The sequence below is a fragment of the Streptomyces sp. NBC_01381 genome (genome assembly GCF_026340305.1).
GTDB lineage: Bacteria > Actinomycetota > Actinomycetes > Streptomycetales > Streptomycetaceae > Streptomyces.
The window spans coordinates 3,651,860-3,667,145 of the sequence record NZ_JAPEPI010000001.1 but is presented as its reverse complement, the minus strand read 5'-3'; the positions used below and the strand labels follow the sequence as shown (position 1 = coordinate 3,667,145).

The following is a 15,286-nucleotide window of genomic DNA, read 5'->3' as shown; positions in this document are numbered from 1 at the left end:
CCCCCGACCGGGCCGCCACCGCATCCCGAACCCTCCGAAGGACCATAGGTACGACTGCCGCACGCACGTGCCCCATTCCTGCAGCCACCACCCCAACCAGCGACCACAGGCACACGCGTTCGCACCCGTGCTGGGGTAGTTCAGCCCCTCCGGCGTCTGAGAAGCGGGGCTCTGGGGGCGGAGCCCTCAGTTTCGGGAAGGGGCGGGGTTGGGGAAGGCCCCGCTGGGCTGCGCCTCAGCCCCAACCCGGCCGCCACCAGCAACAACCCACCGAGCATCACGAACGGGGCAGCAACCCCCGCGACTCCGGCAATCAACCCTGCCCCCGCCGGCGCGGCCACCTGCCCGAGCCGGTTCCCCGTCAGCCGCAGCGCGAGCGCGGTCGAGCGGGCGCCCTCCGGGGCCGCCTGGACCACCGTCGTCATCGACAGCGGCTGGCCGACCCCGAGGCAGAAGCCGAGCAGGGCCAGCATCATGCCGAGCCCCCACACCGGCACCGGCAGCGCGATCCCCGCACACAGCAGGGCGGCCACCGCACACGTCACGACGATCAGCGTCGTACGGCCCAGGAGACTGATCAGCGGCGTCATGACGAGCCTGCAGGCGATCGTCGCGGCGGCCCGCAGCGAGAGCAGCACCCCGACCGTGGCGGGCGCGATGCCCCGGTGCTCGCCGACCACCGGCAGATACGCCGTGAGGATGTCGGTCGCGGAAAGCACCGCGAGGCTGATGAAGATCCCCGCGGGCACGCCCCGGGTGCGCAGGATGCCGAGCACCGGCACCTTCTCGCCCCGCTTCGGGCCGCCGCCGGACGGCCTGACGTGCTCGATGCGCCACAGCGAGGTGAGGGAGACCGCCGCGACCACCGCCGACACGATCAGGGCGAGCGCACTGCTGCGGCCCATGTCCCCGCCGATGAGGGACCCCGCGGCGACCGGCCCGATCAGCTGCCCCAGCGAGGCGCCGATCGTGAAGTGCCCGAAGTTGCGGTCCTGTTCGTCGGGCGCGGACTGCCGCGCGACGATCGACTGCGCGCCGATCACGAAGCAGAGGTGGCCGAGCCCCATCACGCCGCTCCAGGCGGCCAGCGCGCCGAGCGAGCCCGCCGTGCCGCTGAGCGCGCACCCGCCGGATATCAGCACGACGCCGGCCGGAAGGAGCGGCGCACACCGCCCGTGGTCGGTCCTGCGGCCGAGCGGCACGGCCGCGAAGAGCGGGAGCAGGGCGTAGACCCCGGCGATGACACCGATCGCCCGCTCGTCGGCGCCCAGGGACAGGGCCCGGTAGGAGACGGCCGGACGCGCCATCGACACCGCCCCCTGCGCGAAGCTGAAGGCGATGACGAGGCGCAGCAACCAGGCACGGCCCGGTGTCGATGGCATCAGATGATGCCGAAGAGGATTCCGGAGCCGAGCACCACCAGCGAGGTGAGCACGGCCCATTTGACGGTGAACTTGGTGTGGTCGCCGAACTCGACCTTGGCCATGCCGACCAGGACGTACACGGCGGGCACGAGCGGGCTCGACATGTGCAGGGCCTGACCGGCGATCGAGGCGCGGGCGATCTCGAGGGTGCCGACGCCGTGCGCCTGGCCGGCCTCGGCAAGCACCGGCAGGACACCGAAGTAGAAGCCGTCGTTCGACATGAAGTAGGTGAGCGGGAGCGAGAGGAGACCCGTCACCAGGCCCATGTGCGGGCCCATGCCACTGGGGATGGCGTCGACGAGCCACTTGGCCATGCTGTCGACCATGCCGGTGCCCTGCAGGACGCCGGTGAAGACGGCGGCCGCGAAGACCATGCCGGTGACGTTGAGGACGTTCTCCGCGTGGGCGGCGATCCGGGCCTTCTGGTCGGGCATGTGCGGGAAGTTGACCGTCAGGGCGAGCGCGGCGCCGAGCAGGAAGAGGACCGGGATCGGCAGCCACTCCATGATCATGGCGGTCAGGAGCAGGACGGTGAGGCCCGCGTTGAACCAGTAGAGCTTGGGGCGCAGCGTCGCGCGGTTCGGGTCGAGCCCCTGGAAGCCGTCGTCCTCGTCGGCTTCGTCGGCGGCGTCGGCGTCCGTTCCCGAACCCGCTCCCCCGGTGGCTCCGGTGCCCCCGGTGGTCTTCTTCGTGAGCGACGTACGTCCGTCGGTGCCGCCACCCGTACCCACCAGAACCGTCTCGCTCGCCGTCTCCTTCTCCAGGACCTCGTCCAGCGAGAGCATGCCGAGCCGCTTGCGCTCGCGCAGGCCCAGTGCGTAGGAGAGGAGGAAGACGGCGACCAGGCCCATGGCGAGTGCCGGGATCATCGGGACGAAGATGTCGGCCGCGTCGACCTTCAGCGCGGTCGCGGCACGGGCCGTCGGGCCGCCCCAGGGCAGGGTGTTCATGACGCCGTTGGCGGTGGCCGCGACACCCGTCATGACGACGAGGCTCATCTTGAGGCGCTTGTAGAGCGGATACATCGCCGAGACCGTGATCATGAAGGTCGTCGAGCCGTCGCCGTCGAGCGAGACGATCGCGGCGAGCAGCGCGGTGCCGACCACGATGCGCACCGGGTCCGCCTTGCAGAAGCGCAGGATGGCCCGGACGATCGGGTCGAAGAGGCCGACGTCGATCATGACGCCGAAGTACACGATGGCGAACATGAGCATGGCCGCCGTGGGCGCCAGATTGCCGACGCCTTCGAGGACGTAGTCCCCGAGATGGGCTCCCTTTCCTACGAACACGCAGAAGAGCGCGGGGATCAGCACCAGTGCCGCGATCGGCGACATCTTCTTCATCATGATCAGCACCAGGAACGTGGCGATCATGACGAATCCGAGGATTGTCAGCATGGGGGCTACCTAACGTTCACCATCGAACTCCCACCAGGTCTGGCGGTCCGGATGACGTTAGGGCCGGCATTTGAGCGTTAACAAGATGTTGACGCGCGAGCAATAAGCGCAAAACTCCAGGTCAACGAGGTGGTGAGTCAGCGCGGTGGCGCGTCGAGGGAGCCGGCGAAGTACGCGTGCAGCAGCGTCCGTGTCTCGTCGATGAGGGCCGGGTCTCCCGACGCGTCGACGCGGAAGGCGAGCTGGAGGACCGCGTCGACCGCCTCGACCCCGACGAGCACGGTGCGGCGCAGCCGTGCGTCCAGTGGACGGTCGAGATGGTCGGCGAGCAGCGCGGCCACCCGTTCGGCGACGTCGGAGTTGGCGTCGGGCATCGCGTCGGGGGCCGAGGGGATGCCGAAGTCGACCAGGCCGAAGCCGGGGACGGTGCGCTTCATGGCGAGGTACTCGTCGAAGGCGGCGTCGACGGCGCCGCGCCAGTCGCCGCGATCGACGCCGGCGACGCGGGCCGCGACGCGCTCCCCGTACAGATCGAGGTTGCGGTGGGCCAGGGCGTCGGCCATGGCCCGTTTGTTGCCGAAGAAGCGGTAGACGGAGCCGATCGGGACGTCCGCGCGCCGGGCGACGGCGCGGGTGCTGAGGTCTTCGTAGCCGACCTCGTCCAGGAGGTCGGCGCAGGCGTCGAGGATCCGGGTCAGGCGCTCCGCGCTGCGTTGCTGCACGGGTGTGCGGCGCAGAGGGCCGGTCGGGGGCGGGTTCCGGTGGGGCATCCCGGGAGAGTAGAGCACCGCTCACATTCGGCGCTTCCCCTTGCGGAAGGAAAACGTGAATCCTACGGTGTCCTATAGGAATCGTTGACGAGGGAGCGATGATGAGCGGGGATCACACCACCGACGCACGGAAGACCGCCGAAGGGCTGGCCTATCTCTCCGGCTTCGGCAACGAACACAGCTCCGAGGCGGTGCCCGGCGCACTGCCGCACGGTCGCAACTCGCCCCAGCGCGCACCGCTGGGTCTTTACGCGGAGCAGCTGAGCGGAACCGCCTTCACCGAGCCCCGCGCACACAACCGGCGCTCGTGGCTCTACCGCATCCGCCCCTCCGCGGCGCATCCGCGGTTCACGCGCGTCGACAACGGCGCGATCCGTACGGCGCCCTTCGCCGAGGCGGCGCCCGACCCGAACCGGCTGCGCTGGAACCCGCTCCCCGAGCCTGCGCCCGGCACGGACTTCCTCGCGGGGCTCTGGACGCTCGGCGGCAACGGCGACGCGACACAGCGCACCGGCATGGGTATTCACCTCTACTACGCCAACTCCGCCATGACGGACCGGGTGTTCAGCGACGCGGACGGCGAGCTCCTGATCGTGCCCGAGCAGGGCGGCCTTCTCCTGCGCACCGAGTTCGGGCTGCTGCACGCGGAACCCGGCGAGGTCGCGCTGATCCCGCGCGGCGTCCGCTTCCGCGTGGAGCTGCTCGACGAGAGCGCACGCGGGTACGTGTGCGAGAACTACGGCGCGCCCTTCCAGCTCCCCGACCTCGGCCCGATCGGCGCCAACGGCCTGGCGAACGCGCGGGACTTCAGGGCGCCGGTCGCCGCGTACGAGGACGTCGAGCGGCCGGTGGAGGTGGTGAACAAGTTCTGCGGCAACCTGTGGCGTGCGACCTACGACCACTCACCGCTCGACGTGGTCGCCTGGCACGGCAATCACGTCCCGTACGTCTACGACCTGCACCGCTTCAATGTGATCGGCTCGATCAGCTACGACCACCCGGACCCGTCGATCTTCACCGTGCTTACCTCGCCGTCGGACACCCCGGGCCTCGCGGGCGTCGACTTCGTCGTGTTCGCGCCGCGCTGGCTGGTGGGCGAGAACACCTTCCGGCCGCCGTACTTCCACCGGAACGTGATGAGCGAGTACATGGGCCTCATCGAGGGCGCGTACGACGCGAAGGCGGAAGGCTTCGTGCCGGGCGGCGGCTCGCTGCACAACATGATGTCGGCGCACGGACCCGACCGCGAGACCTTCGACAAGGCCTCGGCCGCCGAGCTGAAGCCGCAGAAGATCGACGACGGCCTTGCCTTCATGTTCGAGACGCGCTGGCCGGTGACGGCGACGGAACAGGCAGCTCAGGCGTCCCACCTGCAGCGCGGGTACGACGACGTGTGGCAAGGTCTGGAGCGCCATTTCCGTAGCTGATCCAGCTCTGATTCCGTACTGATTCGGAGAGACCGTGACCGCCTTCGCCCCGGACTCGATCGTCCTGAATCGCAAGCTGCCGCTGTGGTATCAGGTGTCGCAGTCCCTGCGCGCCTCGATACTCGGCCGCACACCCGACGCCCCGCTGCGGCTGCCCACCGAGGAGCAGCTCGCGGGGCACTACGGGGTGAGCGTCCTCACCATGCGCCAGGCCCTCAAGGAGCTGGAGGACGAGGGCCTGATCACCCGGCACCGGCGGCGCGGCACGTTCATCGAGCCGAGCGTCCGGCGGGGCTCTCCCGTCCGGCTGCTCGGCTCGGTCGACGCGATCGTGGCCCAGCAGTCGGGCATGAGCACCGAACTCCTTTCGCACGGCACGGCGCCGGTCTCCGGCGAGCTCGCCGAGTACTTCCCCGATGTCGCCGAGGTGACGACGTACCACCGTCTGCGCAGCGACGAGAAGACGGGCGAACCCACCAATCACGCCCATAACTTCATCCGCCCCGAGCTGGCCGAACGGGTCGAGCTCGACGATCTGGCGCGCTGGCCCATGACGAAGGTCCTGCGCGACGTGGTGGGCGTCAAGATCAGCAGGATCACCGACACCGTCGAGGCCACCCTCGCCGACCCGGAGACGGCCCGCCTCCTCCAAGTGCCGCTGCTCAGCCCGATCCTGCACTACACGGGCATCACGTACGACGAGGACGGGCGCGCCCTCGATGTGGCCCGCATCCACTATCGCGGCGACCGCTTCTCCTTCACGGTCACCCTCGACGCCACCTGATGGCGCCCGCCTCCGACGTCGTACGATGCCGGGCGTGACGCACGACGAAGCGCCGCTGCTCGCCGACCTGATGCCGTGGTCCGTCGCGCCCCTGAGGACCGGCCGGGGGTGGCCGATGGGTCCGGACGCCGCATCCCTCAGGGCCCGTTGGGACGCGTTCGTCCGCGCGGACGACACCGAGCGCGACCGGCTGCTCTCCCCGTCACGCTCGCGCACCCTGCACACCTCGGTCGCCCAACTCCCCGGCCACCGGGCAGGAACGGGCCCGCTGGCCGGCGAGACGGGCCGCTGTCCCGAGCCGGTGCGCGTCCTGCACGGCCCCTTCGACGAGCAGTGGCTGATCCCGGACCACCGGCTCATCGACGCCGCGCGGCCGGAGTTGTGGCGCGTCGCGGGCGATGGCCAGCTGTTCCTGGTGGAGCAGGGGCACGTCGCCGGTTCCGCGGGGCCCGCCGTGCTCGCGTCGGCCGTGCTGCCCGACGGCCGCTCCCCCGCCGGGCGCCCCGGCAGGATCCGCCCGCTCTTCCGCCGCCCCGGAGGGCTTGAGCCCAATGTGGCGCCCGGTCTGCTCGGGCATCTCTCCGACCTGCTCGGGCACGACGTCGACGCCGGGGAGCTCCTCGCCTGGACCCTTTCCGTGGCCGACACGTCGGCCGCCGGATGCCGGGTGCCGCTGACCTCCGACGCCGAGGTGTGGGCGCGGGGCACGGAGCTCGGCCGCCGCGTCCTGCGGCTGCAGGCGCGCGGCGACGGGGCACGGCCGAAGCTCCCCGGGGGACGCAGGCCCTACGTACGGGCGCCGCTGCCCGCCCGCCCCTCGGAACTGTCCTACGACGCCGACGAGGAGGCGCTGTTCCTGGACGAGGGCCGCGTCTCGCCGGTGCCGAGGGAGGCATGGGAGTACGAGGTGAGCGGGGTCAGGGTGCTCGACCTGTGGTTCACCCGCCGCACGGAGCCGGGCGAGCCCGGCACGCTGGAGGCGATCCGCCCCTCGGCGTGGCCGCAGGCGTGGACGTCGGAGCTCCTTGAACTCATCACCGTGCTGGCGTTGCTCCATGAACTGGAGCCGCAGCAGCGGGAGTTGAGCGGCTCCCTCGCCGACTCGCCGACGGTCACCGCCGATGAGTTGCACAAGGCGGGCATCCTGCCCGTACCGGCCGCGGCACGACGTCCGGCATCCGTCCTGGACCACCACGAAGAGGGCCCGGGGGGCCAGTTCGCGCTGATCTGAGGGGCACCCCGCAGAAAAGCCTCTCCCGCCCACCCGCCCGATTACCCCGCAGCGCCTCCTGAACAGGCTCATGGCGGCACCCCGGTCCAGGACGTCCGCGATGCAGAAGGGCAGCAGGAAGTAGGACAGGCCCACGAAGGTGCCGGTCAGCAGGAGGGCGAGCATCGGAAGGCCGATGGGCCCGCGCCACAGGAGGCCGATCACCGGGGCCGCCGAGCGCATCCGCGCCCAGCACACCGCGCGCGCCGCGCCGGCCGCCCCGAACAGCGCGGCGACCACGGGCTGCCCGGCCTCGATCCGGTCGAAGCCCACCAGGAGCGCGGTCACCGCACCGCCCAGGACCAGGCCGTCGCCCACCAGGGACGGTCGGGCCGCGTCAGCCCCTGCCGACCGGTCGAGGGGTCTTTGCGGTGTCGGTGCCGCTGCCGCTGCTGGCGGGGGGGCGTGGTGTCGCGTGTCGTCTGCGTCATGGGTCTGACGCCAGGAACCGGGGCTGTCGTCTCGCCTCTGTCGTACGACTGGGGGTGACCAGGTGGCGAGTTCGGCCGGAACCCCGGTCATCCCCCGGTCACGATCCCCGTCGTCCGACAGAGGCCGCGCACCCTCGGCCCTCCCTAGCTTTCTCGGTGTCGGCACGGCAGCCACGAGCCGAGCCCCGAGAGCTATGGAGGAACCCCCATGACCACGCAGCTGACCACGCAGCGACTTCAGGTGGCGGTCATCGTCGGAAGCACCCGCGAGGGCCGCTTCGCACCGACCGTCCGCAACTGGTTCGTCTCGGTCGCCGGGCAGCGCGACGACCTCGCCGTCGACGTGATCGACCTGGCGGGCGCGGGCGGTGAGCGCCCGGAGATCCTCGACAGCCCGGCCGCTCCCGCCATCGGCTCGATCACTCCGCGCATCGCGGCGGCCGACGCGTACGTCGTCATCACGCCCGAGTACAACCACAGCTTCCCCGGTGACCTCAAGCAGGCCATCGACTGGCACCGGGAGGAGTGGCAGGCCAAGCCGGTGGGCTTCGTCTCGTACGGAGGTGTCGCCGGCGGGCTGCGCGCGGTGGAGCAGCTGCGGCTGGTCTTCGCCGAGCTGCACGCGCCGACGATGCGGGACACGGTCAGCTTCCACGGCGTATGGCAGCGGTTCGGGCCCGACGGGCGGCCGCACGACGAGGCGGGCCCGGCGGGCGCCGCCAAGGTGCTGCTCGATCAGCTCACGTGGTGGGGCGTGACGCTCCGGGACGCGAAGGCGGCCCGCCCTTACGCCGCGTGACCCCTGCCCCCTCCTCTGACTCCCGCCCCTCCTGATCCTCGTACGACGAAAGCGAGTTGACCATGCGTGCCATTCGGCTGCACACCTTCGGCGGACCCGAGAACCTGCGGTACGAGGACCTGCCCGACCCCGTGCCGGGCCCCGGGCAGGTCCGGATCGCCGTACGGGCGGCGGGAGTCCACCTCGTCGACACCGCGCTCCAGGCGGGGACTTCCGGCAAACTCCCCTTCCCTGTCCCGGAGTTGCCCATCACTCCGGGACGCGAGGTGGCGGGCGTCGTCGACGGCCTGGGCGAGGGGGTCGCCGACGAGTGGCTCGGACGCCGGGTCGTCACCCACCTCGGCCTGGTCAACGCGGGCTATGCGGAGCTGGCCGTGCGCGAGACGGAGGCGCTGTTCGCGCTGCCGGACGCCCTCTCGTACGAGGCGGCGATCGCCATGGTCGGCACCGGCAGGATGGCGCTCGGCGTCCTGCACGTCGCCGCCCTTGAACCGGACGACGTGGCGCTGGTGACGGCGGCCGCCGGCGGCATCGGCACCCTGCTCGTGCAGGCCGCGAGGAACGCGGGCGTGAGCGTGGTGGGCGCGGCGGGCGGCCCCCGCAAGGTCGCGCGGGTGCGGTCCTGCGGCGCGGACGTGGCCGTCGACTACACGCGGCCCGGCTGGGCGGACGAGGTGCGTGCGGCGCTCGGCGGCCGCGAGGTGAGCGTCGTGTTCGACAGCGTGGGCGGCGAGGCGGGGCGCGCCGCGCTGGAACTCCTGGGCTGCGGCGGCCGGTTCGTGATGTACGGCTGGTCGTCGGGCACCCCCACGGAGTTCACCGCCAAGGACCTGCAGGCGAACCTCCTGACGGCGGCCTACGCACTGGGCCCACGCATCGCCCGCGTCCCCGGCGGCCTGCGGGGCCTCCAGGAACGGGCGCTCGCGGAGGCGGCACGGGGCACGCTCGTCCCGGCGGTGACGACGTTCCCGCTGCGGGACGCGGGGGCGGCGCATGCGGCCCTCGTGGGCAGGGAGACGGTCGGGAAGGTGGTCCTGATCCCATAGCCGCCGGGGGCGCCTTCATCCCTGCTCGGCGCGTACGCGCAGTACGCCGTCGTGGGCACCGACCAGTTGGTGCGCAAGCCCGAGGAGACATGGCGCTGACCGCGATGCGGGTCGGCCCGGGCGACACGGTCCTGATCAACGCGGCGGCGGGCGAACTCGGCACGCCGGCCGCGCAGTTGGCGCGGGCGGGGGACGCGCAGCGGGATGTCGGGACGGGCCACGGTCGCGGAAAGGTGGTCCTGACGCACCGGTCCGCTGCGGGGTAACGGGTGGGCGGGCGGGAAACATCCGCCGCGAAGCGGCGGGCTCGAAAAGCCCCCCACCAACAGCCAGTTAAGGTCAAACCCATGCTCTACGGACGCGACGAAGAGACGACGAGGCTGGACGACATCCTGTCCCACGCCCGGCAGGGCACAAGCACCGCCCTGGTCCTGCGGGGAGAGGCCGGCATCGGCAAGTCCGAACTGCTGCGGCACACCGCGGCGACCGCCGCGGCCCAGCGGACCCGCGTCCTCCAAGCGACCGGCATCGAGGCGGAGAGCGAACTCCCCTTCGCAGGCCTGCACTTGCTCCTGCACCGCGTGACCGCCCGCATCGACGACCTCCCGGAACCGCAGGCCACCGCCTTGCGCGCGGCCCTCGGCCTCGCCCCGAACCGGAGCGACGCACGGCCCGACCGTTTCCTCATCGGCCTCGCCGTACTCACCCTCCTCGCGGATCTCGCCGACAGCGACGGCGGCTCCCTCCTCTGCCTCGTCGACGACGCCCACTGGCTGGACCAGGCCTCCGCCGACGCCCTGCTCTTCGCGGCCCGGCGTCTCGCCGCCGAGGGCGTCGTGATGCTGTTCGCCGCGCGCGACGCGCACGCCCCGCCGTTCCCCGCCCAGGGGCTGCCCGAGCTGCGGCTCGGCGGGCTCGACGACGGGGCCGCCGGCGAGCTCCTCGCCGAGCACGCGGGGGATCTGCCCCGCTACGTACGCGATCAGATCCGCGGCGAGTCGGGCGGCAACCCGCTCGCCCTGCGCGAGCTGCCCGCCGCCCAGCGCGAGGGCCAGATACCCGCCTACGGATACCACTTGAGCGCGCTGCCCAGCCACTCCCGTCTTCTGCAGACGTTCGCCGACCGCATCTCCGCGCTGCCGCGCGCGACCCGTTCGCTGCTGGTGATCGCGGCCGCGGAGGGCACCGGGGACCTCGCGGTGACGGCGTCCGCGGCGAGCGGGCTCGGCGCTTCGGTCACCGATCTGGAGCCCGCCGAACGCAAGGAGCTGCTCAGCCTGGACGGCGGCCGGTTCACCTTCCGGCACCCCCTGATCCGCGCCGCCGCCTACCAGAGCGCCCCGGTCGGCGACCGCATCGCCGCGCATCGCGCGCTCGCCGACGCGCTGCCCTGCGTCGGCAACATCGACCGGCGTGCCTGGCATCTGGCGGCCGCCACGACCGAGCCGGACGAGTACGTCGCCGCCGTCCTGGAGCGGACCGCCGAGCACGCACGCGAGCGCGGCGGCTACGCGGCCGTCGCCGCGGCCTGCGAACGCGCGGCCCAGCTCAGCCCGGACGGCGCCGACCGCGCCCGGCGTCTCGCGCTCGCCGCGTCGGCCGCGGCGGACGCGGGCCAGAACGAACGCGCGGCCGAACTGGCGCTGCGCGCCGCCCCGCACCTCACCGACCCGGCGGAGCTCGCGCGGCTCGCGCAGGCGCGGGCCGCCGTCGCCCGCGAGCAGGGCAGGCTCGACGCCTCAAGCTCCGTGCTCCTCGACACGGCCGCCGAGATCGCCCCGCACGCTCCGCAGACGGCCGCGTTCATGGCGTACGAGGCGATGACCGCCGCCTGGCTCTCCGGGCACCGGCAGTCCATCGAGGGGATGAGCGCCCGCCTTGCCGCCCTCGATCTCAAGGCGCCGCCGGACGCGCCGCCCTATCTCCCGGCGGCCGAGGGCCTCGCCCGGCTCGCGGCGGGTGACCCGGGCGCCGGACTTCCGCCGCTGCGCGCGCTGTTCGGGAGCCTGCGGACCGAGCGCGACGACCACGGGCACAGCCTGCGCGAACGGATCTCCATCGCGTCCTGGTTCGCGCCGCTCGGCGAGCTGGCGGCCGGCGACGACCTGGCCGCCGATCTTGAGCGCGAATGCCGTGAGCAGGGCGCACTCGGCCCGCTGCCGCTCGTGCTGCTCATGCGTACACGCACCCGTATCTTCCTGGGCCGGCACGGCTGCGCGCTGCCCGGCGCGGCCGAGGGTCTGCGGATCGCGCAGGACACCGGACAGCCGCACTATGTCGGCCAGTTGACGGCCGTCCTCGCCTACCTCGCCGCGCTCGACGGCGACGAGGAGCGCTGCCGCGATCTCGCGGGCCGGGGCGCCGATCTGCGGCAGGTGCTGCCGGGCCAGGTGTGGGGCGCGGTCGCCATCGGCCTCCTTGAGCTGGGCCACGGCCGCTACGAGGCGGCCCGCCGCGCGTACGAGGATGTCGCGGCGAGCCCGTCGGGCCATACGGTCGCCGTCCTGTACTGCGCGCCGGACCGGGTGGAGGCTGCCGCACGGACCGGAAAGGCCGATTCCGTACGGGAGTTGGCGGCCGGCTTCGCCGAGTGGGCGGGGCACACGGGTGCGGCCTGGGCGGGCGCCCTGGCCGCCCGCTGCCGTGCACTGCTCGCCCCGGAGGCGGCGGCAGGAGCGGCGTACGAGGAAGCACTGGCGCTGCACACCGACGACGGCCGCCCCTTCGAACGGGCCCGCACGGAGCTGCTCTTCGGGGAGTGGCTGCGGCGCGCGGGCCGCCGCAGCGAGGCCCGCACCCCGCTGCGCTCCGCCCTGGACACCTTCGAGCTGCTCGCGGCGGCGCCGTGGGCCGAACGGGCCCGCGCCGAGCTGCGCGCCACCGGCGAGAGCCGGGCGCGGCACACCGATGACCGCGCCCCCGTCGAGCGGCTCACCCCGCAGGAGCGCCAGGTCGTGCGGCTCGCGGCGACCGGCATGACCAACCGGGACATCGGCGCCCGGCTCTTCCTGTCGCCGCGCACGGTGGGCTACCACCTGTACAACGCCTATCCGAAGCTGGGCGTGGCGTCGCGCGGCGAGCTGGCCCGGCTCGAGTTCCGGGAGGAGCAGGAGGAGCCGACGGCGTAGGGCCGTGAGCACAGGGGCCGGCGCGGGGTCTGCTCAGGAGAAGGAGTCGAAGAGCCTGTTCAGCATCCGCTCGAAGACCTCGTCCGCGTCCCCCGGCGGCGGCCCCTCGGTGAGCATGGCGGCGAGCCGCGGATACGCCCCGCTGCCGACCTGCCCCGCGAGATACGCGAACCGCACGGCCTGCTCCTGCTCCTCCGACCACGGCAGCGCCCGCGCGCGTTCCGCCATGGCGAACTCATTGGCCACGTACGTCATGACGGAGCCGTTGAGCATCCCGATCAGCTCCATCTTGGTGCCGGACGGGGCGTCGAGCCCGTCCAGGGCGGCCAGGCAGTGCTCCAGGAAGCGCAGGGCGTTCGGGCTGTAGCCGTAAAGCGTCGACATGATCCGCGCCAGCCAGGGGTGGCGGTGCATGATCTCGCGCGTCTGGCGGCCGACCGCCATCATCTCCGTACGCCAGTCGCCGCCCGGCGGTCCCGCGGGGAGCACGTACTCGCCGCTCGCCGCGTCGACCATCAGCTCGTACAGGTCCTCCTTGCGCGGCACGTAGTTGTAGAGCGACATGGTGCCGCAGCCCAGTTCGCCGGCCACCCTGCGCATGGAGACCGCGTCGATGCCGTCCGCGTCGGCGATGCGGACCGCCGCCGCGGCGATGTCCGCCCTGCTGTACGCGGGCTTCGGGCCACGGCCCGCACGCTCGGGGCGCGCCCAGATCACTTCCGGTTCGGCCGCTCGGCCCGCCATTGATCATCACCTCGCTCCCCATGTTAGTTACGTACGGCGTACGTAGTGGGGTACGGTGACGGCATGACTTCTACGTACGCTGTACTTAGTGAAGGTCTGGAGAAGCGGTTCGGGGAGGTCCAGGCCTTGCGGGGCCTCGACCTCGCCGTCCCGGAGGGCACGGTGTGCGGGGTGCTCGGCCCGAACGGGGCCGGCAAGACGACCGCGGTACGGGTGCTGACCACGCTCCAGTCGCCGGACGCCGGCACGGCCCTGGTCGCGGGGCACGACGTGGTGCGGGAGGCCGCCGCCGTGCGGCGGGTGATCGGGGTGACCGGGCAGTACGCGTCGGTCGACGGCGATCTGACCGGGCGGGAGAACCTGCGGCTCTTCGCACGCCTTCTGCGGGTTCCGCGGGCGCGGGGCGACGAGCTGCTTGAGCGCTTCGGGCTCGTCGAGGCCGCCGATCGCCCCGCGCGGACGTACTCCGGCGGCATGCGGCGGCGGCTCGACCTCGCGGCGAGTCTGCTGGTGCGGCCCCGTGTGCTGTTCCTCGACGAGCCGACCACCGGGCTCGATCCGCATAGCCGGGGCGGCATCTGGGACGCCGTGCGGGAGTTGGCCGCCGAGGGGACGACGGTGCTCCTCACCACGCAGTATCTGGAGGAGGCGGATCAGCTGGCCGACGAGGTCGTCCTGATCGACGAGGGGCGGGCGGCGCATCGCGGTACGCCCACGGCGCTGAAGGCGCAGATCGGGAGTTACGCGGAGGTCGTTGTCTCCGAGGGTGCGGCTGTGCCTGCGGCGGCGATCGTGCTGGATCAGCTGACCGGGGCCGAGCCGGTGCTCGACGCCGGGCGGCTGACCGCCGGGGCCGTGGTGCTGGATCCCTCCGTCACGTTGCCCGTCCTCGTCCGGGAGTTGGACTTTGCGGGGGTGCCGGTCGTCGACGTGACGTTGCGGGCGCCGACCTTGGACGAGGTCTTTCTGCGGCTCGTCTCCCGCGTTTCCTAGACCGCCGCTTCGCGGCGGATTTTTTCCCGCCCACCCACCCGATTGCCCCGCGACTGCCTCGCAGGCGGGACCGGGGTGGGCGCCGCCCGATTACCCCGCGGCCGCCCCGCAGCGCGGGACCGGGGTGGGCGCCGCCCGAATGCCCCGCGGCCGCCCCGCAGCGCGGGGGCGGGTGCCGCCCGAATGCCCCGCGACTGCCCCGCAGCGCGGGACCAGGGTGGGTGTCGCCCGAATGCCCGCAGTGCGGGACCTGGGTGGGTGGTTCAGCCGATCGAACGGAAGGATTTCCTGTGAGCGCCATTCTCTATGACGGCACCGCCGTCCTCGGGCGGCATCTGCAGCGCATCAAGCACGCGCCCGCCATTCTGATCATGACGCAGACGATGCCCATCGTCTTTCTGCTCTTCTTCGGGTACGTCTTCGGCAGCGCCCTGGCCATGCCCGGCTCCGACTACCGTGCCTTCCTCGTGCCGGGGATGCTCGTCGCGACCGCCGCGAACGGGATCATGACCGGCATGTTCACCGCCGCCCAGGACTCGCACCGCGGTGTGATGGACCGCTTCCGTACGCTGCCGATGAGCCGGTCGGCGGTCCCGCTCGGGCAGGCCGTCGCCGATCTGCTGACCACCGCCGTGGGGCTTGTGCCGCTGATGCTGGTCGGGCTCGCGATGGGGTGGCGGATCGACGGCGGTGCGCCGCAAGCCCTGGGCGCCTTCGGCCTGTTGCTGCTCTTCCGGTTCACCACGACGTGGATCGGCATCCTGCTCGGGCTCGCGTCGCAGAGCGAGGAGGCGGCGGGACAGCTGGGCAGCGCGACGTTCATGCTGCCGCTGCTCTCGAACGCGTACATCCCCACCGACGGGCTCCCCGGCTGGCTGCGCACGGTCGCCGAGTGGAACCCGATCAGCGCGGTGGCCACGGCGGTGCGGGACCTGTTCGGCAACGCGCCCGTGCCGACGGACGCCGCCTGGCCGGTGACGCATCCCGTGGCCGGTTCGGTCCTGTGGTGCGCGGTGCTGCTCGCCCTGTGCGTGCCGCTCGCCGTCCGCCGCTACGCGCGCGGGGGACGGTGA

The 15,286-nt window shown here is 72.4% G+C and carries 13 protein-coding genes; 9 read left to right on the top strand and 4 right to left on the bottom strand.

All coding sequences use genetic code 11. The annotated features are described in order from the left end of the window. Nucleotides 1–140 precede the first annotated feature (140 nt). The 3 genes from OG453_RS17065 to OG453_RS17055 all read right to left on the bottom strand — a co-directional run bounded on the left by OG453_RS17065 (nucleotide 141) and on the right by OG453_RS17055 (nucleotide 3,591). Nucleotides 141–1,382: an MFS transporter gene (locus tag OG453_RS17065; protein WP_266868736.1), complete on the bottom strand. Its 1,242-nt coding sequence runs from the start codon at nucleotides 1,380–1,382 to the stop codon at nucleotides 141–143. Beyond that, the gene (locus tag OG453_RS17060; RefSeq protein WP_266868735.1) at nucleotides 1,382–2,821 is read right to left on the bottom strand and encodes a CitMHS family transporter; all 1,440 of its coding nucleotides are present in this window, start codon (nucleotides 2,819–2,821) and stop codon (nucleotides 1,382–1,384) included. Before OG453_RS17060 ends, OG453_RS17065 begins: the two co-directional genes overlap by 1 nt. Nucleotides 2,822–2,958: 137 nt before the next feature. Next, entirely contained in the window at nucleotides 2,959–3,591 is a 633-nt protein-coding gene (locus tag OG453_RS17055) for a TetR/AcrR family transcriptional regulator (RefSeq protein ID WP_266868734.1), read from the bottom strand. Nucleotides 3,592–3,692: 101 nt separating this feature from the next. On the opposite strand from OG453_RS17055, the gene hmgA reads away from it, so the two are divergent. From hmgA to OG453_RS17020, 7 genes are all read left to right on the top strand, one after another. Continuing rightward, nucleotides 3,693–5,018 (top strand): homogentisate 1,2-dioxygenase, encoded by a 1,326-nt coding sequence (hmgA, locus tag OG453_RS17050; protein WP_266868733.1) that lies wholly within the window; start codon nucleotides 3,693–3,695, stop codon nucleotides 5,016–5,018. 34 nt (nucleotides 5,019–5,052) lie between these two features. Next, nucleotides 5,053–5,802, top strand: coding sequence for a GntR family transcriptional regulator (locus tag OG453_RS17045; protein WP_266868732.1), 750 nt, complete (start codon nucleotides 5,053–5,055; stop codon nucleotides 5,800–5,802). A 25-nt stretch (nucleotides 5,803–5,827) separates the two neighbouring features. Then, nucleotides 5,828–7,033, top strand: a complete 1,206-nt coding sequence (locus OG453_RS17040; RefSeq protein WP_266868731.1) for a type ISP restriction/modification enzyme — start codon at nucleotides 5,828–5,830, stop codon at nucleotides 7,031–7,033. 678 nt (nucleotides 7,034–7,711) lie between these two features. After that, the gene (locus tag OG453_RS17035; RefSeq protein ID WP_266868730.1) at nucleotides 7,712–8,302 is read left to right on the top strand and encodes an NADPH-dependent FMN reductase; all 591 of its coding nucleotides are present in this window, start codon (nucleotides 7,712–7,714) and stop codon (nucleotides 8,300–8,302) included. A gap of 62 nt (nucleotides 8,303–8,364) precedes the next feature. Next, nucleotides 8,365–9,348, top strand: a complete 984-nt coding sequence (locus tag OG453_RS17030) for a zinc-binding dehydrogenase (RefSeq protein WP_266868729.1) — start codon at nucleotides 8,365–8,367, stop codon at nucleotides 9,346–9,348. Between the two features lie 89 nt (nucleotides 9,349–9,437). Continuing rightward, nucleotides 9,438–9,614: a hypothetical protein gene (locus OG453_RS17025; RefSeq protein WP_266868728.1), complete on the top strand. Its 177-nt coding sequence runs from the start codon at nucleotides 9,438–9,440 to the stop codon at nucleotides 9,612–9,614. A gap of 81 nt (nucleotides 9,615–9,695) precedes the next feature. After that, complete coding sequence (locus OG453_RS17020) at nucleotides 9,696–12,476, top strand: helix-turn-helix transcriptional regulator (protein ID WP_266868727.1); 2,781 nt, start codon at nucleotides 9,696–9,698, stop codon at nucleotides 12,474–12,476. A gap of 33 nt (nucleotides 12,477–12,509) precedes the next feature. On the opposite strand, the gene OG453_RS17015 is transcribed toward OG453_RS17020, so the two are convergent. Further along, entirely contained in the window at nucleotides 12,510–13,220 is a 711-nt protein-coding gene (locus OG453_RS17015) for a TetR/AcrR family transcriptional regulator (protein WP_266868726.1), read from the bottom strand. 63 nt (nucleotides 13,221–13,283) lie between these two features. Here OG453_RS17015 and OG453_RS17010 point away from each other — a divergent pair, with 63 nt between their 5' ends. Together OG453_RS17010 and OG453_RS17005 are read left to right on the top strand one after the other, a co-directional pair. Next, nucleotides 13,284–14,213: an ATP-binding cassette domain-containing protein gene (locus tag OG453_RS17010; RefSeq protein ID WP_266868725.1), complete on the top strand. Its 930-nt coding sequence runs from the start codon at nucleotides 13,284–13,286 to the stop codon at nucleotides 14,211–14,213. A 290-nt stretch (nucleotides 14,214–14,503) separates the two neighbouring features. After that, nucleotides 14,504–15,286: an ABC transporter permease gene (locus OG453_RS17005; RefSeq protein WP_266868724.1), complete on the top strand. Its 783-nt coding sequence runs from the start codon at nucleotides 14,504–14,506 to the stop codon at nucleotides 15,284–15,286.